Annotated in this window: 21 protein-coding genes and 1 tRNA gene; 5 read left to right on the top strand and 17 right to left on the bottom strand. The window is 39.8% G+C overall.

All coding sequences use genetic code 11. The features are described from left to right. Positions 1-199 precede the first annotated feature (199 nt). The 8 genes from ODQ17_RS14590 to ODQ17_RS14555 all read right to left on the bottom strand — a co-directional run bounded on the left by ODQ17_RS14590 (position 200) and on the right by ODQ17_RS14555 (position 7956). The gene (locus tag ODQ17_RS14590) at positions 200-1078 is read right to left on the bottom strand and encodes a hypothetical protein (protein ID WP_322904600.1); all 879 of its coding nucleotides are present in this window, start codon (positions 1076-1078) and stop codon (positions 200-202) included. Positions 1079-1094: 16 nt separating this feature from the next. Continuing rightward, entirely contained in the window at positions 1095-2177 is a 1083-nt protein-coding gene (aroB, locus tag ODQ17_RS14585; RefSeq protein WP_322904598.1) for a 3-dehydroquinate synthase, read from the bottom strand. 28 nt (positions 2178-2205) lie between these two features. Beyond that, the gene (gene aroK / locus ODQ17_RS14580) at positions 2206-2775 is read right to left on the bottom strand and encodes a shikimate kinase AroK (protein WP_004789808.1); all 570 of its coding nucleotides are present in this window, start codon (positions 2773-2775) and stop codon (positions 2206-2208) included. A gap of 11 nt (positions 2776-2786) precedes the next feature. Beyond that, positions 2787-4910, bottom strand: coding sequence for a type IV pilus secretin PilQ (pilQ, locus tag ODQ17_RS14575; RefSeq protein WP_322904596.1), 2124 nt, complete (start codon positions 4908-4910; stop codon positions 2787-2789). A gap of 62 nt (positions 4911-4972) precedes the next feature. Continuing rightward, positions 4973-5500, bottom strand: a complete 528-nt coding sequence (locus tag ODQ17_RS14570; protein WP_322904594.1) for a pilus assembly protein PilP — start codon at positions 5498-5500, stop codon at positions 4973-4975. 10 nt (positions 5501-5510) lie between these two features. Then, the gene (locus tag ODQ17_RS14565) at positions 5511-6260 is read right to left on the bottom strand and encodes a type 4a pilus biogenesis protein PilO (protein ID WP_322904592.1); all 750 of its coding nucleotides are present in this window, start codon (positions 6258-6260) and stop codon (positions 5511-5513) included. Beyond that, on the bottom strand, positions 6257-6898 hold the full coding sequence (locus ODQ17_RS14560) for a PilN domain-containing protein (RefSeq protein ID WP_322904590.1): 642 nt from the start codon (positions 6896-6898) through the stop codon (positions 6257-6259). The genes ODQ17_RS14565 and ODQ17_RS14560 overlap by 4 nt, the downstream gene beginning before the upstream one ends. Next, positions 6898-7956, bottom strand: a complete 1059-nt coding sequence (locus ODQ17_RS14555; protein WP_322904588.1) for a pilus assembly protein PilM — start codon at positions 7954-7956, stop codon at positions 6898-6900. The genes ODQ17_RS14560 and ODQ17_RS14555 overlap by 1 nt, the downstream gene beginning before the upstream one ends. A 161-nt stretch (positions 7957-8117) precedes the next feature. Here ODQ17_RS14555 and ponA point away from each other — a divergent pair, with 161 nt between their 5' ends. Further along, complete coding sequence (gene ponA / locus ODQ17_RS14550) at positions 8118-10679, top strand: penicillin-binding protein PBP1a (RefSeq protein WP_322904587.1); 2562 nt, start codon at positions 8118-8120, stop codon at positions 10677-10679. A 93-nt stretch (positions 10680-10772) separates the two neighbouring features. Here ponA and ODQ17_RS14545 read toward each other — a convergent pair whose 3' ends face one another. The 8 genes from ODQ17_RS14545 to ODQ17_RS14510 all read right to left on the bottom strand — a co-directional run bounded on the left by ODQ17_RS14545 (position 10773) and on the right by ODQ17_RS14510 (position 19638). Then, on the bottom strand, positions 10773-11591 hold the full coding sequence (locus ODQ17_RS14545; protein WP_322904585.1) for a putative RNA methyltransferase: 819 nt from the start codon (positions 11589-11591) through the stop codon (positions 10773-10775). A 52-nt stretch (positions 11592-11643) separates the two neighbouring features. Continuing rightward, entirely contained in the window at positions 11644-12762 is a 1119-nt protein-coding gene (mraY, locus tag ODQ17_RS14540; protein WP_004789827.1) for a phospho-N-acetylmuramoyl-pentapeptide-transferase, read from the bottom strand. Beyond that, entirely contained in the window at positions 12763-14163 is a 1401-nt protein-coding gene (locus tag ODQ17_RS14535) for a UDP-N-acetylmuramoyl-tripeptide--D-alanyl-D-alanine ligase (protein ID WP_322904583.1), read from the bottom strand. Positions 14164-14171: 8 nt separating this feature from the next. Continuing rightward, positions 14172-15671 carry a UDP-N-acetylmuramoyl-L-alanyl-D-glutamate--2,6-diaminopimelate ligase gene (locus ODQ17_RS14530; RefSeq protein ID WP_322904581.1) on the bottom strand — a complete coding sequence of 500 codons (1500 nt, stop codon included), beginning with the start codon at positions 15669-15671 and terminating at the stop codon, positions 14172-14174. Between the two features lie 3 nt (positions 15672-15674). Then, positions 15675-17507: a penicillin-binding protein PBP3 gene (gene ftsI / locus ODQ17_RS14525; RefSeq protein ID WP_005300944.1), complete on the bottom strand. Its 1833-nt coding sequence runs from the start codon at positions 17505-17507 to the stop codon at positions 15675-15677. 11 nt (positions 17508-17518) lie between these two features. Then, positions 17519-17851 (bottom strand): cell division protein FtsL, encoded by a 333-nt coding sequence (ftsL, locus tag ODQ17_RS14520; protein WP_004789835.1) that lies wholly within the window; start codon positions 17849-17851, stop codon positions 17519-17521. Then, positions 17851-18774, bottom strand: coding sequence for a 16S rRNA (cytosine(1402)-N(4))-methyltransferase RsmH (gene rsmH / locus ODQ17_RS14515; protein ID WP_005300940.1), 924 nt, complete (start codon positions 18772-18774; stop codon positions 17851-17853). Before rsmH ends, ftsL begins: the two co-directional genes overlap by 1 nt. A gap of 258 nt (positions 18775-19032) precedes the next feature. Next, positions 19033-19638: an NAD(P)H-dependent oxidoreductase gene (locus ODQ17_RS14510; protein WP_322904576.1), complete on the bottom strand. Its 606-nt coding sequence runs from the start codon at positions 19636-19638 to the stop codon at positions 19033-19035. A gap of 122 nt (positions 19639-19760) precedes the next feature. Between ODQ17_RS14510 and ODQ17_RS14505 the strand changes: the two genes are divergently transcribed. Further along, complete coding sequence (locus tag ODQ17_RS14505; RefSeq protein ID WP_322904574.1) at positions 19761-20360, top strand: TetR/AcrR family transcriptional regulator; 600 nt, start codon at positions 19761-19763, stop codon at positions 20358-20360. Between the two features lie 68 nt (positions 20361-20428). Here the strand turns inward: ODQ17_RS14505 and ODQ17_RS14500 are convergent, their stop codons facing one another. Beyond that, a complete protein-coding gene (locus ODQ17_RS14500; protein ID WP_005044064.1) occupies positions 20429-21427 on the bottom strand; it encodes a sulfate ABC transporter substrate-binding protein in 999 nt (332 codons plus the stop codon). 399 nt (positions 21428-21826) lie between these two features. On the opposite strand from ODQ17_RS14500, the gene ODQ17_RS14495 reads away from it, so the two are divergent. The 3 genes from ODQ17_RS14495 to ODQ17_RS14485 all read left to right on the top strand — a co-directional run bounded on the left by ODQ17_RS14495 (position 21827) and on the right by ODQ17_RS14485 (position 23884). Then, positions 21827-22126, top strand: coding sequence for a hypothetical protein (locus ODQ17_RS14495; RefSeq protein ID WP_005300933.1), 300 nt, complete (start codon positions 21827-21829; stop codon positions 22124-22126). 116 nt (positions 22127-22242) lie between these two features. Beyond that, entirely contained in the window at positions 22243-23751 is a 1509-nt protein-coding gene (gltX, locus tag ODQ17_RS14490) for a glutamate--tRNA ligase (RefSeq protein WP_005300931.1), read from the top strand. Positions 23752-23808: 57 nt separating this feature from the next. Then, a tRNA-Ala gene (locus ODQ17_RS14485) sits at positions 23809-23884 on the top strand. The last annotated feature ends 80 nt before the right edge of the window (positions 23885-23964 follow it).

The raw sequence follows: 23964 nt of genomic DNA, 5'->3' as shown, positions 1-23964 counted from the left end.
CAGTACATTAATAAGCACAAGAATAAAGCAAAAACTATGCCAATATAATTTTTGGAGCTTAAGTGTTTATATTTCTTAAAAATAGATCGGTTTTATTCAGGCTATCATTTTAATAAATGACCAAATATGCACCACACTTGATCAAAAATTATATATATCTTTTGTTATTGCACTATATTTGTGCACATTATTCTTATCCTTAGTTCCCTCTTGTGCCCTCATTTGTTGCATTTTTAGGAGTAGCTTCAGTTTCACGATTTTGCTGAGTCTTTTTAGAAGCATCTGCAGAATTCGACTGATGTACATCCACAACATTACCCTCAGCATCTCGGCGAATAATGGTTGTCCGAGTTGTAGAGTTCGTTGCTGGAGCAGTCACTTTCGGCTGCGTACTTATCGCACTGTTTACACCTGTACCCATGAGCAAAGACTCATCAATTTTAGGCAAAGCAGCTGGACGTAAACGCACTTCATAAGTTTGGCTAATCCCACCTTTCATTTCATCTGCACCCAAGTCATTGACTAGTGGCACATAAGTAGAAAATTGTTGTGGTTGTGGCTTAATTGATTCAGGCAAATCAAGATTCAGTTGCGTTAGCTGCTGAATTGCATCTTCAGAACGCTTAAATACACCATATGTCAAAACATATTGTTCAGACTGCTTCTCTCCACTTAATCGGAAGTAGATAAATTTATTCCGGTCTGAACGATTCTTTAAAAAGTTTTTAATAATATCTTCGTCAGATGCACGAAATAGCTCAAGCGTCCACTGTTTCTTGTTTTCGTTAATAAATTTTGTACCGCGGAACTCTGCTTCATGCTGACCTGAAGCAACTGTGCGAGTCGTTAAATCAAGAGGCCTAACTTCATCAGCTAAAGCCCCTAAGTTAGCCGTTGTTGCCACTTTTTCTGGCTGAATTTGCACAGGTGCTTCTGAATCGGCAGCTTTTTCAACTTCTACAAGCTTCTTACTATCCGTCATTACCCAGAAAAGAAAAGCCAGAAACAAGCAGACGATACCACCCACCAACCAGATATATTGTTGAACATTCTGCCAAAGTGTACGTGATACAGTCATGTGTTACCTTAATTTATTATCCGTGTTGATTTGCCAAAATAGCTTGCTTCATGAGTTCAACATCAAAGTCTTTAGTAATTACCGCTTGTCCAAGTTGCTTTAACAACACTAAACGTAATTGACCATTGAGAACTTTTTTATCATGTGCCATATATCCAAGGAATTCATCCAATGGAATTTTTGGACATGATATCGGCAAATTAGCGCGTTGAATAATTTTTTTTGTACGCTCTACATCATCACTTGAAATCCAGCCTAAACGCTGTGATAAATCAGCTGCCATAACCATGCCGGTAGCTACTGCTTCGCCATGCAACCAAGTTCCATAACCCAGATAAGATTCAATAGCATGACCAAACGTATGACCTAAGTTGAGTAAGGCTCTCTCGCCTTGCTCTTTTTCATCGTTTGCAACAATACGGGCTTTATGAGCACATGAACGGTAAACGGCTTCCGCTAAAAGATCAACATCTCGCCCAATCAACCCATCCATATTTTGCTCTAACCAAACAAGAAAATCAGCATCGCCTAACAAGGCATATTTAATAACCTCTGATAGTCCAGCAGACAACTCTCGATCCGGCAAGGTGTTGAGTTGAGCCATATCAGCCAAAACAACTTGAGGTTGCTGAAATGCGCCAAGCATGTTTTTACCCAGTGGGTGATTAATACCAGTTTTACCGCCCACACTTGAATCTACTTGTGAAAGGAGCGTAGTTGGAACCTGAACAAAATAAACACCGCGCTGAAAACATGCCGATGCAAAGCCAGCCATATCACCAACAACACCACCGCCTAAAGCTAAAACAGTACAATCTCGGTTAAAACCAGCTTCAAGTAGTGCATCAAAAATTGAATTTAAATGTTGAATATCTTTATATTTTTCACCATCGGGCAAAATACAAATAGCTACAGTTTTACCCAAACTTTTTAATGCTTCTTGATAATGAGATAAATATAAAGGTGCGACCGTTTCGTTACTCACAATCATGACCTGCTGACCATGAATATAAGGTTCAAGCAACTGTTTAGGATCAAGTTGACTGCCAATAAAAATAGGATAACGGCGTTCGCCTAATTCAACATGTAAAGTTTGCATGAGTTTATTAAACCACGAGTAAGTTTGGCTATTTTAGCGTGTTAGACAAAATAAGTTGCAGAATCTTTTGAGCAAGATCGCGTGCAGCACCCTGATTGGTTTCAATCGTGTAATGAGCAACTTCACGATATAAAGGATCACGTATTTTTAACAAATCTCGCAATTTTTGTTCAGGGTTTTCAACTTGTAATAGAGGTCTGTTTTTATCGCGATAAGTTCGTTGTAATTGTAATTCCACAGGAGTGTAAAGATAAACAACTATACCACGCTGCTTTAGAAACTCACGATTGGGTGCTTGAGTAATCGCACCACCGCCTGTTGCTAAAACCAAAGCCTTACGGGAAGTTAACTCATTCAACACTATGGTTTCACGAGCACGAAATCCGAATTCCCCTTCTTTTTCAAAAATCCAAGGAATAGTAGCTCCTGTTTTGCGTTCAATTTCATGATCACTATCTAAAAATTCACGCCCTAATATTTCGGCTAAATGACGTCCAACGGTTGTTTTTCCTGCCCCCATGGGCCCCACCAAATAAATATTTGGTAGGGTTTCAAACGCTTTGCTTGGCAAGGCGCCACCTATTTCAATTGCTTTCATTAAAAAATATATTAATGATTTCTCACCAAAGTGTCATTAACAATTCGTGGAGTAACGAAAATCAGTAACTCTTGTTTATCATCAGATTTCACATCTTTTCTAAATAAATGCCCAAGTACAGGAATATCACCGAAGAAAGGAACCTTAGTTTGTGAGTTAGACGTAGTCTGCTCAAACACCCCCCCTAAAATGACCGTTTCACCGTTATTAACCAATACATTCGTATTAATATTATTTTTATTTAAAATTAACTCACCATTAGGGGCTTCGCCTGCTACAGAATCCTTAGAAATATCTAATTTCATTTGAATTTTACCATCAGGCGTAATGCTCGGAGTAACATCTAAGCTTAACAGCGCATCTTTAAATGATGTCGTTGCTGTGGAACCCGCACCAGAAGTAGTTGTCATCAGATAAGGAACTTGCTGACCAGTAGCGACTTTTGCAGATTGTTTATCCGCCGTCATGACTTTAGGTGTTGAAATAACTTCACCATAGCCATCAGCTTGTAATGCTGAAAGTTCAAGATCAAGCATAAAGTCAGACATACTAATTAAACCAAAGGCAATACTTCCAGCCGGATTGGTTACCCCTAAATCGACATTTAAGTTATCTGGGCGTTCAATCGTATATTTATAAGCACCCGTAGTAGTATCTTTTTCTGGTTTTCTTAAATTCCATAAGGTTGTTTCACTACCACCAACCAGCAAGTTATTATTATTGGTAATACCTTGCGACAATATTCCCCATTTAACGCCTAGTTCTTTAGTAAAAGAAGTAGAGGCTCTTACAATACGTGCCTCAACCATGACCTGCTTCATTTCTACATCAAGCAAATCAATCATTTTACGAATTTTATCAATATTCTGCGCTGTATCATTGATAATTAAAGTATTGGTGCGCGTATCAGCAACAGCACTACCACGTGAACTTAACAAGCTCTCCAACGCAAGAGAGTCCGAGTTTGCTGTACGATTCGAAACGGCCCCTTTACCATCACGAGAATCCTCAATTAACTTAAGCACATCGATGGCTTTGGCATAACTCAAATGAATATAATCAGTTTGGATCGGCGCTAACTTGATCGTTTGTGCTAAAGCTTTTGCCTCATCATCTTCGGCTTTAATCAACTCTGCAACTGGAGCAATCCAAATAACATTACCATTTCTACGTTTATCTAGATTTTTAGTTTTTAAAATAATATCAAGTGCTTGGTCCCATGGAACATCTTTCAAGCGCAAAGTAATATTACCCTGAACACTATCGGCAGCCACCATATTAATACCAGTAAAATCAGCAAGTAACTGTAGAACTCTACGAACTTCAATATCTTGAAAATCAAGAGAAAGCTTGTTACCAGAATAAGATGGCTTAGAGGAAGCACTTACATTTTTGTCCTGAGGGCGCTTTAAGCTAATAGTAAGTTTATTTTCTGCCTGATAAGCCATATATTCATAGCTACCAGTGGATTGGATCGTAATAACACCATTGCCTTTTTCGTTATAGGATTCAATGGTAGAAACAGGAGTTGCAAAATCATTTACATTTAAACGTTTAGCTAAATGAGTAGGAATTTTAGAGCCCAGTGCTCTTACTACAACTTTGCTGCCTTGCTGTTGAACATCAACAGGGGTATTGCTTCCCAATAAATCAATAACAATTAGTCCTTCACCTTGACTACCACGCTGAAAACCAATATTTGAAACACCTTGTGGTTGCACTGTAGTTGTTGGTAAAGGTTTAATAGCCGCTTGAGCTGAATTAATCTTTAAAATAAAAGTATTACCTTCAATGCGCGTTGTAAATGCCCCCGCCTCTTTTAAATTTACAGTTAAACGTGAGCGCTGATCGTCAGAACTTACATTAACAGAGCTTGCTTCATTTGTACCAATTGCCACTTTTGACTGTGTCAAAGCCTGCTGAGCCTTATTAAAATCCAGAATCAAACGTGAAGGATTTTCAAGTTGATATGCCTGTGGTTGCGGTGGCAAACCATTAAACATAACTCGAATTTCTGTACCCTGACCTGCAATTTTTGTCGGTACGATATTGGTCATGCTGACCTGTGCAGAAGCAACCTGCATAAGTGCAATGGCTACAGCCCCCATAGAAAACTGACGGAATACGTGATTCATTGTCTGACTATCCCCAATTAAATAATCTTTAAAAATACTTTTTCTTTGTTCTTCCCTAAACTTTAGGGTGCGGGTCCAATTAACACTAAGGTTCTTGGTCTCTCCACATAGCCCTCGCGCCCATCAGGAATAATTTCCACCAAATCAATCTGGGTTGGACCAATGTGGGTAATACGTCCCTGATTCATCCCGATATAATTTCCCACCTGTACTTGCTCAATTTGCTGATCAGGTGATTGGATAAGAGCTAGTAATTGCCCACGGTTGTTACGAATGCTTCCCTTCATGTTTAAGGATTCTAATGCATAACTTTCTAAAGGCTGAGGAGCACGTGAGAAATTCGGATATACCCGTTTTCCTGCCATAATTTTAAGTTCAGCAGCAAGTGAGCTTGGTAAAAATGGACTCTTTAGCTGATGAGCCGCATAATTAAATTGTGGCACAGGCATGAAAACAGGTGCTGGATCTATTGCCTTTGGTGGCTGATTACGTATATTTGCCATTTGCTGATTTACAGCATCAATTCTCGAGTCACATCCCACTAAAATCAAACATGCCAAAATAGAAAAAGAAATTTGCTTAAGTTTCATTGTAATGCTCCTATTTCGACTGTGTATTAGCAGTAGAGGAAACAGGTGCTACTGAAGCCGAAGCGTTGTTTTCCGGATGTTCAGCATTTTCTACGGCGCCCATATAGCGATAAGTTTTTGCTTTAATAGAATAATTAAGTACAGGAATATCTGACTTACTATCTTTAACAGGTGCAGCTTCGACGACAAAGTCATGCATCGTCACAATACGTGGTAATGCAGCAATACTACTGACAAAAGCACCAAAAGCGTGATAATCGCCAGTTGCTTCCATCGTAATAGGTTGTTCAATAAAAATTTCCTGCTTCACTTCATCTTCTAAACGAATATTTTTAAACTTCAGACCAGAAGTCACTCCGGTTAAGTTAATATCCTCAACCAAACTTGGAATTTCGGTTTCTTTTGGGAGTTGCTCTAACTGCTGATTAAAGTTTGCTTGCATTTCTTGAAGTTGAAGCTGGAATTGCTGCAAGTTACGTAATTTTGAATCCTTTTCGCGAAATTCATTCAACAAATTAATTTCTTGTGCCTGCGCATTATCAATTGCTTGTAGCTTTGGCTGAATAACAACAAAGTATCCTAAAGCCAACACAGCAAAGAAAATAAAAATCCAGCACGTAATTTTCACAGATAATGGCCAGCTACCGTAACTGTTCATATCTAGTGTGTTAAATTGCTGAAGAAATTTTTCTAAAGTGATCTGCTTTTTCTTAGATGGAGCTTGTTCTAACGACAACTCATGAAGTTCATCCGGACTCATTTAACCGCCCCCTTATCCATACTTACAGAAGTATTGGCGGTATCATCTGTTGTAGTCACCCCCATTTCTCCTAAATCAACAGTCACAACAAAACTGCCATAACTATCTTCTACTCTAGGAAGCAGCGAACTCGCCGTCTTATCTTTTTTCTCTTCAGTCGCCAAGAAAGAGTTCATAAAAGCATTGCGATACCATGGTGATGCTTCGAGATTACGTAATAACTCCGCGACCGTATTTGGACTTTCTGCTTTACCTTCAATGGTAAATTTATCTCCAGTTCTGCTAAATTTAGTCAAATACATCGCTGCTGGAGTCACCCGTACTAATTCATCCACCAAACGCACGACAACAGGACGCTGACTTTGTAATCCCTGAATAAGTTTCATACGTTCGACAATAGCATCACGCTGTTCTTGCAAACCATCTAAGGTTTTAAGCTGTTGATCTAAACTATGGTTTGTACTGGTGATGAGCTGATTAGCTTGTTCTTGATCATCTAATTTTTGATTCAAATAAAACCACCCAGAAAATACAGTGGTGATCCCCAGAACAACAACCCCAAAACATAAAATAATAAATTGTTTTTTCCGTTGTTCCCTAAGCCCTTCACGCCAAGGGAGTAAATTAATTTTTGCCATTAATCAAAACTCCTTAAAGCCAAGCCACATGCCACCATTAATGATGAAGCATCGTTTTCAATTTTTTGAAAGTCGACTTGAGGAGAAAAACCCATTTGTAAAAACGGATTAGCAATGGTCACACGGTAACCAAGTTTTTGCTGCAACAATTTGGCAAGTCCAGGAATATTGGCGTTCCCACCTGCTAGTAAAATATGGTCTATTTCATTGAACTGTGATGAAGAAAAGAAAAATTGTAGAGATCTGGCTGCTTGTTGCACTACCGCATCTAAAAATGGCTCTAAGACTTCGATGTCATAGTCATCAGGTAAAGAGCGTTCTTTTTTAGCTCGTCCCGCTTCTTCCAATGACAAACCATAACGACTTTGAATTTCCAGAGTAAGCTGCTTGCCGCCGAAGACTTGTTCACGGGTATAAATGATTTTGCCACTTTGCATAACCGATAATGTAGTCATGGTATGGCCGATATCTAAAATACCAATGGTATTTGCACCCATGGGTAAACTATCAGCAAATACACTAAAAGCACGCTCGACAGCATAACTTTCGACATCAGCAAGCTTAGGCGTTAGATCTACCAGTTCCAGCACTTCTACTCGTGTTTCAACATTTTCTGTTCTTGTTGCAACTAGAAGTACATTTACACGGTTTGGATTAGGCAGTCGATCTGGTAAAACCTCAAAATCAAGACTCACTTCATCCAAAGGGAACGGTATATACTGCTCCGCATCTAAACGAATCTGAACTTCTCGTTCATCATCATTCATATCTGCATCCATTTCGATGGTTTTATGAATAACCGTCGATGTTGGAACAGCAATTGCAGCGTTACTGGTTTGGGGATTTGCTAAATTCATCGCCCGTTCCAAAGCTTCTGCAACTGCCTCTGGATTCAAGATATTTTTTTCAACTACACTGTTCTCGGGTAAAGGCATCAAAGCATAGCTTTCCACCCAATATTTACCGTTCTTAACAGAGAGCTCTAACAACTTAACAGAAGTCGAACTAATATCGACACCCATTAACCCCTTATTCGGTTTACGATATAACCTGAGCACACTATTGTCCTATTATTTTTTTATCCCCAAAAAAAATTACAAACCAATAATCTAGGTCTTTATTTTTACACGGATACAATATCTCATCTAACAATCCGCATGTCTAAAGGCTATACTGACCACAATTAGTTTGTATTCGATCTTATTAAAGCTTACTTATCATGAAAAAGCTATCCAGTTTGGGCTTCGTGCGTCCAATTTTTTTGATCATTATTATTATCTTAGTCTCACTTCCGATGGGCTTTTATGGCATGTATCTCTATATCGCCCCATCGCTCCCTGAAATGAGTTCACTAAAAAAAGCTCCGCTTTTAAAACCGCTACAGGTCTATACCTCGGATAATCAACTGATTGCCGAGTATGGTGGTAAGCTTTCTATTCCAGTTGAATACAAACAAATTCCTCCTGCTTTTATTCATGCATTTTTAGCAGCAGAAGATTCTTCTTTCTTTGAACATAGCGGGATCAGTTTTAAAGGTTTAGGGCGTGCTTTAAGTGAAAGTGTAACTGGTTCTGATGTGCAAACTGGTGGTTCAACCATTACCATGCAGGTTGCAAAGAATTATTATTTAAGTCCAGAAAGAACCTTAAAACGCAAAATAACCGAGATCTTTTTAGCTCGAAAAATTGAGCAAAATTTATCCAAAGAAGAAATTCTCAGTCTTTATGTGAATAAAATCTTCTTAGGAAAAAATGCCTACGGTATCGCAGCGGCAGCCAAAATTTATTACAACAAAAGTATTAATGAGCTCAGCATTGCTCAAATGGCAATGATTGCAGGTTTGCCGAAAGCGCCTTCTAAATACAATCCTGTGGTTAATCCTGAACGCGCACTTGAACGCCGCAACTGGATTTTAGGCCGTATGTTACAGCTGGGTTATATCTCTCAAGGAGAATATCAAAAAGCTGTAGCTGAACCGATTAATCTAAACATGCCCAATCGGGATTTAAATAATATTCACCCATATGCGGGTGAAATGGTTCGTTCAGAGCTTGTAAAGCATTTTGGTGAACAAGCTATTGATTCTGGCTATAAAGTCTATACAACCATCAATGCTAAACGCCAAGCGATTGCAGAGAAATCTGTACAAGATGGTCTTGAAGCTTACGATCGTCGTCATGGCTGGCGTGGTGCGGAAGCACACGATAAACCATTAAATGAATTTAGAGCATATGCCAATACCTACCCGGCACAAGTTACCAAGGTAAATAGCAGCTCTTTTGATGCACTCATGCAAGATGGTACGACCGTTACTGTACAGTGGTCAGGTATGTCATGGGCTCGCCCCTATCGCAATGCAAATAGTGTAGGTGGTGCTCCTTCACGTGCATCTCAAATTGTTCAAGTTAAAGATATTGTTCGCTTACGTCCAAATGATGCAAAAACAGCATGGTCTTTAGTTCAGGTTCCAAAAGTTCAAGGTCAACTTATTGCGATTAACCCGAATGATGGTTCAATTGAAGCAATTGTAGGTGGTTATAACTTCTATCAATCGAAATTTAACCGTGCCTTACAAGGCTGGCGCCAACCCGGTTCAACGATCAAACCGTTTGTCTATGCATTGGCACTTGAACGCGGTATGACGCCGTACAGCATGGTGAATGATAGTCCTATCACAATTGGCAAGTGGACACCGAGAAACTCAGACGGTCGTTATTTAGGGATGATTCCATTACGTCGTGCTTTGTATTTGTCTCGTAATACCGTGTCGGTACGCCTTTTGCAAACGGTGGGAATTGAACGTACTCGCCAGTTATTCATGGATTTTGGTTTACAAGAAGATCAAATTCCACGTAACTACACCATTGCTCTAGGTACACCTCAAGTTTTACCAATTCAAATGGCAACTGGATACGCAACTTTTGCAAATGGTGGTTATCGCGTTCAACCACACTTTATTCAGCGTATTGAAGATGCATACGGTAAAGTGATTTATCAAGCTAAGCCAGAATATGCATGTATTCCATGTATTAATGCGCCAGACACAACTGATGACGAGCAGAAGGCTACGACAACAGATGATGAAGTGATTGAGGTTACTAACAAAGACCTAGAGCAGAAAGAAAAGGCAGCTAAGCAACTTAATCTTAAACAAACTGATAAAGCGAATAGCGAATATCGCCAAGCTCAACGTATTTTAAAATCAAGCTCTGCTTACGATATGGCGAACATTTTACGTGATGTAATTGAGCATGGTACAGGCCGTGCCGCACTTAAAATTGGCCGTAGTGATTTAGGCGGTAAAACAGGTACAACCAACGATGCAAAAGATGCATGGTTTGCAGGTTTTAACGGCAAATTAGTGACTGTAACGTGGGTTGGATTTGACCAACCGACAACATTAGGTCGACGTGAGTATGGTGGTATTGCTGCATTACCGATCTGGATTAACTTTATGGGTCAAGCTTTGCAAGGTACGCCAGCATCTTGGGTTCGTTTAGATAAAGATGCCCAAGGTCCTATTTCACGTGACAAACAACAAACTGTTACTGAGGTAGGCGATAAGAAAACTTATCGTGCAGCTCCACCATTAGCACGCCCGCTATATCGCCCTGCACCACCACAACCAAAACTGAGCAATGACAATGACTTCTCCGATTTACCAGGTGAGGAAATTGTTATTCCATCAAAAGCTGCACCTCCTGCGATGAAGCCTTCACAGGGAGCAGCGCCGAAGCGTGAGAAAGATGAACTAGAAAATCTGATTAATCAGATTGAATAGCAAAAAAAAGAAGCCATCATCAGATGGCTTCTTTTTTGCGCTCTTAAAAATAGATCGTATGATGGCTTTTTTTATGCTTTTAAAAATAGACTGTTAACTAGCTATTTTATTAAGTTTCTGAAAGACATAAATTTGAAAAGATGCCATTACCTCTAATTGCGACTGCTGCTCTAACTGCAAACGACGCTCAGGAGAGGCTTTATAAGCATAAGGTGTCATAGCAATCAGATTTTTTAAAGCCTGTTGGTCAAGCACAAAAGGGGCATTAATAATTTGCTCTTGTTTGAGCTCAAACAAATCTTGCAACTGCTCCACAAACTTCTCTGGTGTATGAGGGTTAACCTGTTCAAATAAAGCTTCACGCATTGCATATAAATGCTCAGATGCAGGAGTGACAACAATTAAATATCCATCATCCTTTAAAACTCGAGCAATTTCTGCTTGTGGAATTGGGCTAAACAAACTGGTACATGCATCCATGCTTTGATCAAGCACAGGCAAAGTCGCACCAGTCCCCACAACCCAAGTCACCTCAGCATTAAGCTTTGCTGCACGCTGTACCGCATTTTTTGCAATATCAACACCAACACATTGCTCAACGACTTGCTGCATAGCGCTGGTGTAGTAACCTTCACCACACCCAATATCAAGTACGGTTTTTACATCTAATTGTTTTAATAAAGCGACTACAGCATGTTGTAAAGGCTGATAATAACCACCTTGTAAAAAAGCTCTTCGTGCATCGACAGACTCTGGTGTATCTCCAGGGTTCTTACTATGTTTATGTTGCACAACATGTAAGTTCACATAACCTTGTTTAGCGACATCATAACTATGCCCTCTTTCACAACGCCAAGTTTTATCCAGTAGATCTAAAGGCTGACGGCAAACAGGACACATCAATACGCTCATGTTTTTCTCTCAATAAAAAAGCCGGCAATGCCGGCTCTTGTGAAAACCTTTCTTAACGCAATTTTAAAGTCATTAGACCTAAAACTACTAATATAATTGTAATAATCCAAAAACGAATCACAACTTGGGTTTCTTTCCAGCCCTGCTTTTCATAGTGATGATGTAGCGGCGCCATTAAGAAAACGCGTTTATTACGCATCCGCAGCGATCCAATTTGCAAGAAGACAGAAACTGCCTCCATTACAAATACACCACCCATAATCGCAAATACGATTTCTTGGCGTACCATAACAGCAATTGTTCCAAGCATCGCGCCTAAAGCTAAAGCACCAACATCACCCATAAAAATTTGAGCTGGGTGTGCGTTATACCAAAGAAATGCTAAACCTGCACCAATCATGGCAGAACAGATTACAACAAGCTCAGAGGTATATTTCACATAGGGAATATGCAAATAGTTAGCAAAACGAATATCACCTGACAAGTAAGCAAATACACCTAAGCCCGTAGCGACCATTACAACAGGCATGATTGCCAAACCATCTAAACCATCAGTTAAGTTAACGGCGTTAGAGGCACCATTAATAACTAGATAGGTAAATACAATAAATGCCAAGCCTAAAGGAACCATAGAGAGTGGAATTGAAAGATTCTTAAAGAATGGAATCAATAAATCCAGCATGTTTGCCGTATGTTCCGCATTCGACTGTTGGGTTGCAATTAAATATAAAGCAATACCGGCTCCAAGCGATGCAACGGAAGTCCAGAAAAACTTCTTACGAGCAGGTAAACCTGCATTGTCTTTATAGCGGATTTTAATCCAGTCATCTGCCCAGCCCACAGCACCGAACACAACCATTACACCAAGCACAATCCAAACATAAGGGTTAGATAAATCAGCCCAGAGTAAAGTACTAATACCAATTGAAAGCAGAATTAAAATTCCGCCCATGGTTGGTGTACCCATCTTTTTAGCATGATTTTCAGGAGCAAATGAACTTACTGCCTGACCGTATTTTAACGCTTGTAATTTACGAATCATGATCGGTCCGAGGACCAAACCAATGGTCAGTGAAGTTAATACACTGAGTAAAGAACGTAATGTTAAATAACGAACGACCTGAAACGAACTGTGATAGCCCGCAAGTTGTTCAAACAACCATAACAGCATTTAAAGTTTCTCCATCAAATCAGCCATCAACGTTTCCATATGAGTAAAGCGAGAACCTTTAAACAGGAAACTCATGGACTGTGGTTGATGTGTTTGGATTAGATTGATTAGAAATGGAAGCGCCTCAGCTTGTGTCTGAAATGCTTTCACTTTATTGGAATGAGAGTGTGCACCCTCGAGAGCGGCTGGAGCAAACTGCCCAACTGCAATAATATGATCTAAAGGAAGTTCAGCAAGATCACGACCTAAATCGTGGTGTTCTTGCCAACTGCTATCACCTAACTCACCAATATCCCCCATAACCATCACTTTTACACCTTGTTGCTGCAACAACACTTGTGCAGCAGCGCGCATAGAGGTCGGATTGGCATTATAGGTATCATCAATAAATAGGTAAGGTGACTTTTGAATAAAGTTAAGACGACCTTTGGCGCCCTGAGCTTGCTCTAAGCCTTGGACAATATCTTCTAGTCCAATACCAATTGCTAAAGCAAAGGCTACAGCTGCGGTCGCATTCTGAACATTATGCTCACCTGCAAAAGGGAGTTTAACGGCACTTACGCCTTTCGGCGTATGTAACGTAAAATTTGTTGATTGAGGTAATAATTCAATATCTGTTGCATACACATCGCCACCTACACCAAATGTAGAAATACGAAGCGCTTTTGCGGCATCAAGAATCTCAGCAGTGAAATCATCTTGTTGCGGTACGATTGCAACGCCATTTGGTAAAATATGACGATAAATTTCCGATTTAGCTCGGCAAATACCTTCACGCCCACCAAATTCGCCCAGATGAGCTGTACCAATATTTAAAATGCCTGCAACATGAGGCTGAACTAATTTAGAAGTATAGTCAATTTCACCTTGATGGCTTGCACCCAACTCCATCACCGCATATTGATGCTCCTTGCGAAGCTCTAGCAGCATCATGGGTACACCAAGGTCATTATTTAAATTACCACGGGTGATTAATGTCGGAGCTAAGCTCGATAATATACTTCCCAACATTTCTTTAGTTGTGGTTTTACCGCTACTGCCTGTTAAAGCAATCACTTTTAATTGGGTATTATGCTCACGGCGATAAGCGCCGAGTTGCCCCAAAGCCAAGCGAGTATCGGCAACAACTAACTGTGCAATTTCTATATCTAAAGGACGTTCAACAATGGCGATTTGACAACCATTCGCGGCAACCTGAGCTACAAAGTCGTGTGCATCAAAACGCTCACCTTTTAGTGCTAAAAAGGCATCCCCCATTTCCGCATGACGAGAGTCCGTCAAAATACGTTTAATTTCAGTTTGAGGGATCTGGTCTTTATGCCAATAACCCTGCGTTGCCTGTTGTAATTGTTGAGCTGTCCACGGTTCCAAAGGCACGGTACTGGTGGTTGAAGTATGCATAAATAATCCTATTGTGCAGGGTAAGCAGCGTCTACAGTATGGTGTTGTGCAGCAATTGCTGATTGTACTTCGACAACATCATCAAACCAGTGGCGCACACCATTAATTTCTTGATAATTTTCATGACCTTTACCAGCAATAACCACAATATCACCAGCTTGAGCTTGCTGTGCAACAAATTTAATTGCTTCACGGCGATCATGAATTTCCTGCATGCGATGCCCAGAGAAATTAATTCCTTGCTTCATATCAGCAAAAATTTGTTCAGGGTCTTCAGTTCTTGGATTATCCGAAGTTAGAATAATCGGATTCGCTCCATCCAAAGCGGCTTGAGTCATGAGTGGACGTTTACCACGGTCACGATCTCCACCACACCCGAATACCGCCCAAAGCTGATTAGATACATGACGTTTTAAAGTCTTAAGCACCTGAATCAAAGCATCAGGTGTGTGGGCATAATCCACAACAAATAAACGTTCGCCATCACGAATGACCTGCATTCGTCCCGGTGCCCCAATAAGCTTAGGAACAAAAGCGACTAATGCTTCCAAATCAAAACCTGCTTGCTCAGCAGCAATAAGCGCTGCAATCAGGTTTTCGACATTGAAATGCCCCAATAATGGACTTTGAACAGCAAAAGAACCTTGCGAGCTGACTAAATTAAAAGTCGCCCCTGCCAAACTGTAACTTAAGTCACTAATATAATAATCAGCTGTATTTTGAGTAAGTGAATACGTCAGAATCTTTGGTTGAGCAGGATTTTGTTTTGCTGCATTGATCATAAGAGCAGCATGTTCATCATCAAGATTAATAACAGCTACTTTTAAAGAATTAAAACGGAATAAAAGAGCCTTTGCTTCAGCGTAAGCCTCTAAAGTGCCATGATAATCCAGATGATCGCGACTCAAATTACTATAAACAGCAATTTCAATCGCACAACCATTTAAACGACCTTGCTCTAAGCCATGTGAGCTTGCTTCCAAAGAAGCGAAAGTTGCACCTTGTTTAGCATAATCATGTAATGCATTTTGTAGTTGTAAAGCATCGAGCGTAGTATGAGTTGATGGTGTCAGATCAGGTAAAATACCATTACCTGTTGTCCCCATCACAGCACAGCGCTGTTGTTGCGAACTAATTAATTCAGCAACTAGACGTGAAATTGTCGTTTTACCATTTGTGCCTGTTACTGCAACAATACGTACTGGCGTAACAGGGTCAATATGTTGCAAATAACGCTCTTGCCATTCGCCCATGCGCTGACGTACATCAGGGCATACCCATTCATTTTCCACACCCAGCTCCGTCTCGCTAATGATTGCAAGTGCGCCATTAGCTAAAGCTGACTCTGCAAAAGCACGTGTTTTTTCAGGTTGGCTATAACTGGTCAAAGCAATAAAAATTTGGCCTGACTGAACCTTACGGCTGTCTAGACTAAAGCCATGAAAAGGCTGCTGAGACCACTGTGCATTAATCTCGACTGGATTAATTTCTTGAAAAGAAACAGACATAGCTTACCTGCGAATAGGATTTACTGAAGTATCAAGGGGCTTATCAAGCGGTACATTCATTAAACGTAATGATTCTTGCATAATGCGTGCAAAAACAGGGGCCGCAACCAAACCACCGTAATAACGGCCTTGTGGGTTTTCAACAACAACAATAACGGCTAAACGTGGGTCACTAATTGGCGCAACACCAGCAAATAGAGCACGGTATTCATTATTTGAATAACCTTTACGGTCTGCACGAAGTTTATGAGCTGTACCTGTTTTACCACCAACGCGATAACCCGGAATATTAGCTTGCTTGGCAGTACCACCAGGCATCGTAACCTGCTCTAGCATAAGCAAAACCTGATCAGCAATTTTTGGAGCAAGAACTTGCTCACCTTTAGGTGCTTGATCGAGCTTATGCAAGCTTAGAGGCATTTTTACGCCATGATTTGCAAGCATTGCATAGCCTTGCGCCAACTGAAGAATAGTTGCGTTTAGGCCATAACCATAAGCCATGGTACCAATTTGAGAAGAGTTCAATTTACTTACTGGAAGCACTAAACCTGAACTTTCCCCCGGAAATTTCACAGCCGAGCGTTTACCAAAACCAGCACGATTAAAGAAGCTTGGTAGTGTTTCTTTTGGAAGTGACAATGCAATTTTTGCAGAACCCACGTTTGAAGATTTGATAATGACGCCACTAACAGTTAAAGCACCATAGTTATGGGTATCACGAATCGTATGCCAACCTAAACGCATTGAACCTGGAGAAGTATTTACAATCGTGTTAGGCGTATATTGCCCAGTTTCTAATGCAGAAGAAATTGTAAATGGCTTCATGGTTGAACCCGGTTCGAACATATCAATTGCACCGCGGTTACGCATGGCATCTTTATTAGACAAACCATTTTTATCATTCGGGTTATATGACGGCCAACTGGTCATTGCCAGAATTTCACCAGTCTTAACATCTACAGCAATTGCCGTTGCCGAACGGGCATTATTTGCAACACCAGCTGCGGTCAGCTCTCGATACATAATGTATTGCAAACGAGAGTCGATACTTAAAGTGATATTTTCGCCTGGCTCACCCTCACGGATAACCTCTGAAACTTTTAAGCGATTGCCGCGCTTATCACGAATAATTTTTTGCTCACCATCCACACCTGACAGCTGTTTATTGAGCTGCATTTCTAAGCCTTCAATCCCTTGGCCTTCACTGTTGGTTAAACCAATAATCTGGGCATTTGGCTGCGGCTGAGGATAATAACGCTTATAGGTTTTCTCGGCATACACGCCTTGAAAGTTACCTTTCGTAATAAGGTCTGCCTGTTGCGGCGGTATTTCTTTTTTCAAAACCAGATAACGAGAACGCGGTCGTGCATTCATCTGCTTTTTAAGATCGGCACGGTCTAAACCAACGACATCCGCCAACTCATCAAGATTTAAGTTTTTATCGGGTAATTGTCGTTTTAATTTACGATTGTTCGGATCTTTCTTTAATTCCGCTGTAATTTGGTCATATAAATGCTTTGTATCGAAATAATCACGCGGATCCATTACGATTTTCATGATCGGTGTACTAATTGCCAAAGGCACACCATGGCGGTCACTAATCACGCCACGCATAGCTTCCACACGCTCAGTACGCAAAATATTGGCATTGGCCTTGTTTTGTAAAAAATCCTTATTAATTACCTGTACATAAAATGCACGTGCAATTAAAACAACAAAACAGAGTAACACTACTGCCCAGAGCAGATAAAACCGCCACATATCAAAGGCAAGAGTTGGTTTTTCCGAAATAGACTGCTGTTTTTTCCGTGTTTGTTTTGTTCGCTTATCTACCATACAGCAAGGCCTTACTTATTTTGCTCTGAGGTCATTGGTAAAGAAATTACCACCGTTTCTGCAGCCGGTGGAGAAAACATCCGTAGCTGAGTTACAGCACGTGTACCAATCTGTGCCGTTGCACCAAAGGTTTGTTGCTCAATGAGCAAACGCCCCCATTCAGCATTGAGATCATCACGTTCACGCATATAAGAGCTAAGCTCTCTATAATCATGACGATATTCAAATACTTGAAATACCACCATCATGGCGCTTATAAAAACAAGTGCCACCAAGACTGTATACACCACAACTTTTTTCACCACTTTATTTTCTGTGGTTGCGATTTCATCACTGCTTTTCATTACGCGCCTTTTTCTTCCAAGCGTTCAGCAACCCGAAGCCATGCACTACGTGATCGAGGGTTCGCTTTTACTTCTTCTTCACTCGCACGAACCCGTGAAATTTTCTTTAATCTTCTTGTATCTACCCGCTGCTCTGGCATTCCCCAACCGAAATCTTCTGCTAACGTAGATTCTTTTTGAATAAACTGCTTAATCAGTCGGTCTTCAAGAGAATGGAAACTAATAACAGACAAACGTCCTTCCGGTTTGAGTAAGTCTACAGCTTGCGGCAAAAACACTTCAATATCTTCGAGCTCTTTATTAATAGCAATACGAATAGCCTGAAATGTACGTGTCGCTGGATGTTTATGTTTTTCCCATTTTGGATGGGCTGTTTTTACAAGCTCCGCCAATTGAGCAGTTGTATCTAGTTTTCCAGCATTTTTAATGGCTTTAGCAATACGTCGACTATAACGCTCTTCACCATATTGATAAATAATATTTGCTAATTGTTCTTCTTCAATTTCAAGTAACCACTCGGCCGCAGTTAAACCCTTAGAATTATCCATTCGCATGTCTAACGGACCATCTTGCATGAAACTAAAACCACGTTCTGCCTGATCAAGTTGAGGAGATGACACTCCCAGATCAGCCATAATGCCATCAACACTCATCACGCCAATTTCCTGCATCTTCTCTTTGATATCAGCAAAACTCGCATGAATGATCGTAAATCTTGGATCTTCTTGTGCCAAAGCAGCAGCAACTTCCAGTGCTTGAGGGTCTTTATCAAATGCATATACTCGTGCATTTTCATCAAGTTTAGAGAGCAATAAACGTGTATGCCCACCTCTTCCGAAGGTTGCATCGATATACACCCCTGTTGTGCGATCTGCCAATAAGCTCTCAACGGTCTCAAAAAGTAAGACAGAAATATGCGACATAGGTGTTAAATCATTGCGTAAAAATGTAACTGCACATTATCACCTTGTTTATGACCAACGCCAAACGGCTTTTTGTAGGAAAATATTAATTTTTCATAGATAAAACCGTTTTGTTAGCACTTTTTAAGCAAAATAAGAAAGTAAGAATAATTTTCTAGAGTTAAATACGAATTAATAAAACTTTTTTATTAAATTCTTTATTTAAAAAACTCTCTTTTCCTTTAGGCTTATTTTGCTAAAAACACTCGCTGATTTACCTTAGGATGAAATGAGCTGGCAATCTTTTTCTGCATATTTACCGATTTGATTTAACCATTTTTGCCGTTGGTCTGAACTTGCGCCCCGCACTGTTCCAACATAATTAACTTTGACTTTACTAACCCCACAAAATTGCAAAGTCGCTTTTTTAAGTTGTCGAGTACTTGGCTCACCATAGTACCAACGATAAAACCAACCCGGCTGATCTAAAGTCGTAATCAGTCGTGCTGTTTTTGACTGTAAATGACCAATAATACGATTGCTGTTTTCTCGGTAACTAAAGACAAGATTCGGTAAAAAGAGTCGGTCAATAAAACCTTTAGCGATAGCCGGCAGCCCTCCCCACCACACTGGAAAGAACCATACCAAATGATCCGCAGCCTGAATTTTTTCAAGCGCATCCATTAAATCAGGTTCCAATTCCATTCGTTTTTCATAACCATATTTTAAATTAGGTTCAAAACCCAACTTGGCAATTTCTATTAGATCTACGTGAATACCTAATGTTTTTGCCTGCTCTACATAGTTTTGAGCTAATGCATGATTAAAACTAGTATCAGATGGATGACCATTGATAACTACAATACGTTTAGAGACTTGAGACATATAGCGCCTTTATTGTCACACAATCGGATATCAACTGATATCTGAAATAAATAAGTAGCAAAAATATCTCACAAAAATTAAGATATCAAGTGATATCTCAATTATTATTTTATCTGGTTCTTATGACTCTTTCTCGCAATGAAAAACAGATACAAACTCGGCAACATCTCATTGACGCTGGGTTTGCTCTCATTTCTGAATTTGGTTATAACGCGGTATCAATCAGGAATCTTTCCAAACAGGCAGGCTATACTCAAGGTGCCTTTTATTCGAATTTCAATAATAAAGAAGAGTTTTTACTTGAGCTAATGCAGCTTCAATTCGCTAAAGAAAATTTACAATTACAAGAAATCTTTACCAGTACCCCTTCAAATACAGAACAATTAATTGATTCATTACGTCAATGGCTGACCGCTTTTTTTAAAAACGATGAATGGCTTAAAATATCAATAGAATTACAGCTATTTGCTGCACGTGATATTACCTTCGCCGAGGAGTATCAAAAGGTTTGGAAAACTCATCAACAAGAAGTAACGAAGATTATGAAGCAATTCTTTTCTTTAACGGAGATAACTGAACCTGATGACTATGATTCTATTGTTATAGAGCTCGTATCATTAAGTTATGGGCTAGCTTTACAATATATGATTTTCAAAGATGATGTAGACCGCTACATTAATATCTTTATCAACACCTTAGTAAAAAGATTAGGTAATTTTTAAATTAATCTAAAAAATACAAAGAGCCGCTTAGTTGTTAAATAAGCGGCTCTAAGCAAAAGCTTAATTAATTATTGCTTCCCATCGTAAATTTGATCGAAGACAGCCCCATTTGCAAAGTGAGTTTTTTGAGCTTTAGCCCAGCCACCAAAAACATCATTAATTGTAAATAATTTAATTTTTGGGAATTGTGCTGCATATTTAGCAGCCACTTGCGCATTGCGTGGTCGGAAATAATGTTTAGCCGCCAACTCTTGCCCTAACGGTGAATATAAGAAGTTCAAATAGCCTTTTGCTAAAGTTCGGTTGCCATCTTTATCTACGGTTTTATCTACAATTGCGACGGAAGGCTCTGCCAAAATTGAAATTGATGGGTAAACGATTTCATATTTATCTTTATCAGGTCCTTTAGTCGCCAATAAAGCTTCGTTTTCCCATGATAATAAAACGTCACCAATTCCACGCTCAGCAAATGTTGTTAGCGAACCACGTGCTCCCGAATCAAGTACTTTTACATTGTGATAAAGTTTTTTAACTAACTCACGAGCCTTGGCATCATTTCCACCCGGTTGCTTTAAAGCATAACCCCATGCCGACAAATAGATCCAACGCGGAGCGCCCCCTGTTTTAGGATTAGGGGTGATAATTTCCACACCTGGTTTTGTTAAGTCATTCCAGTCACGTATATTTTTTGGATTACCTTTTCGTACTAGGAACACAACCGTGGACGTATAAGGTGCAGAATTGTTTGGAAATTCTTTTTGCCAATTTGGTTGGATAAAACCCGCTTTCACAATCTCATCAATATCATTCGCTAACGCTAACGTTACAACATCGGCTTCAAGACCCGTAGCTACTGCCCGTGCTTGTTTACCAGACCCACCATGCGACTGTTTAAACTCAACATCCTGACCTGTACGCTGTTTCCAGAACTTCCCAAAAGCCTGATTATATTCTTGATAAAATTCTCGGGTCGGATCATAAGAAACATTTAAAAAAGAAGTAGCGGCCTGAGCTGCTGTTGCCATTCCCAAGTACACCGCTACAGCCATTATTGATATTTTTTTCATTTACAAAATCCATCATTGGTTTTAGTTTTACTATATTTTTAATTTTATAATTTACAATCAATTACTTATATTAATATATTTTTTATTAATCTCTTTAAAATATATAGCTTAAGATGCCTAAATCATTTCATTTTTGAAATTTTTTGTAATTATTCTTACAACTTAATGAAGGCCTTCACTTTATCTACACATTAATTTGTTAAATAATGAAGCGTAAAGGATACATATGACCTACATTGGGGTCGACCAGATTAAAATATAGATAATTTTTGTAAAAAGTGTGACACAGTTCCACTTTTTTATTAAGATTTATGTTTAAATCGTAGCATTACCGTAATTTTACATTTCGTTAAACTCAAAAAATAGTTGAAATGTAATGAACAGAGGGGATGATTAATAATGAAAATTCATTATGGAAAAGCGTTAAGCTTAAGTTTGGTGCTGGGTTTAGCATCACAATTTTCTGCAGCAGCAGTACTTAAAGATACCCCAAATAAAACTGGGTCAGATAAGCAGACTTCGCTTATTGAAAAAGCTTTAGATCAACAGAAACGTAATCCTATTGTATTACCTTCTTCAGATGATGAGCTTAAAGTACTCAATACTATTCGCGTTACACCGACTCAAAATTTTCTTGCCGCACAACACGAACGTTTTTCACGTTTTGTTCAGGCAATCTTCCAGCCGCATGCTTCTTAAAATCTGAAACACCCCCTCTTCGTTTCAGTTTTAGCCCAGACTGACGTTAAATAAAACGTCAGAATACTGGGCTTTTTCGTTATAATAGTTTCAATTTTTATTTTGACCCATTACCTATGAAAGTTCGTACTCGTATTGCACCTTCTCCTACCGGTTTTCCTCATGTCGGCACTGCCTACATCGCTTTATTTAATATGTGTTTTGCGAAACAACATGGCGGAGAATTTATTCTAAGAATTGAAGATACAGACCAACTTCGCTCTACACCAGAGTCTGAAAAAATGATTTTGGATTCATTGCGTTGGTTAGGTTTAAACTGGTCTGAAGGTCCAGATGTAGGTGGTCCTCATGCACCGTATCGCCAATCTGAACGTATGGGAATTTATAAGCAATATGCGTTAGAACTTGTTGAAAAAGGCCATGCTTTTTATTGTTTCGCTACTGCTGAAGAACTAGACCAGATGCGTGCTGAACAACAAGCTCGCGGTGAAACACCAAAATATGACGGTCGTGGGTTAAAACTTTCTCAAGAAGAAGTGACTCGTCGCTTAGAAGTGGGCGAACCCCACGTCATCCGTATGAAAGTACCTGAAGAAGGTATTTGTAAATTTAATGACTTATTACGCGGGGAAGTTGAAATTCCTTGGGCACAAGTCGACATGCAGGTTCTTCTTAAAAATGATGGCTTACCGACTTATCATTTAGCGAATGTGGTTGATGACCATTTAATGGAAATCACTCATGTATTACGTGGTGAAGAATGGCTTCCATCTGCACCGAAGCATCAATTGCTTTACCAATATTTTGGTTGGGAAATGCCGACACTTTGTCACATGCCATTGTTACGTAACCCAGATAAATCAAAATTATCTAAACGTAAGAACCCGACATCAATTAACTACTACCGCGATATCGGCGTTTTACCAGAAGCCTTATTAAACTATTTAGGCCGTATGGGCTGGTCCATGCCAGATGAACGTGAAGTATTTACGCTGCAAGACATGATGGATAGCTTTGATATTCAACGTGTTTCACTAGGTGGCCCAATTTTTGATGTTGAAAAACTGAATTGGTTAAATGGTCAATGGATCAAAGGTTTAACACCTGGCCAATTATTAGACCGTTTATTAACATGGAAAAGTGATCGCAGCACTTTAGAAGATATTGCAGCTGCCATTCAACCGCGTATTAATTTACTTTCAGAAGCTGTGAATTGGGCTGGTTTCTATTTTAACCATATGCCACAAATTACTGCTGAAATGTTTGAAAGCAAAAAATTGACTCAAGAACAGGTTCGTCAAAGTCTTCAATTTGCAATTTGGCGTCTTGAAGGTCAGTTTACTTGGAATAACGACACTGTTAGCCAAACCCTCATGGATCTTGCGAACCAGATGGAGATTAAATTACGCGATTTCATGCCAGCGTTCTTTATCGCAATTGCAGGTTCAACGAGTTCAACACCTGTAATGCAGTCGATGGTCACCCTTGGACCTGATTTAACTTTCGCTCGTTTACGCCGTGCCTTAGAAGTTGTGGGTGGACCAAGCAAGAAAGAAGTTAAAAATTGGGAAAAACTCAATGAGAGCTTAAAATTGCCTAAAAATGAAGCAACTAGCGAAGCTTAATTCATTTTTTTGTTGACGTGTGAGCGCATCCCCCCTAATATTGCGCTCACACAAACTGGGGTCATAGCTCAGTTGGTAGAGCGCTACAATGGCATTGTAGAGGTCAGCGGTTCGATCCCGCTTGACTCCACCACGCTCCTTTGTGTTTGCCTCATCAAGTCCCTATCGTCTAGAGGCCTAGGACATCGCCCTTTCACGGCGGTAACCGGGGTT

The sequence above is a fragment of the Acinetobacter sp. IRS14 genome (assembly GCF_034650275.1).
GTDB lineage: Bacteria > Pseudomonadota > Gammaproteobacteria > Pseudomonadales > Moraxellaceae > Acinetobacter > Acinetobacter oleivorans.
The sequence above is the reverse complement of the archived record's forward strand: the minus strand, read 5'-3'. Positions and strand labels throughout refer to the sequence as shown.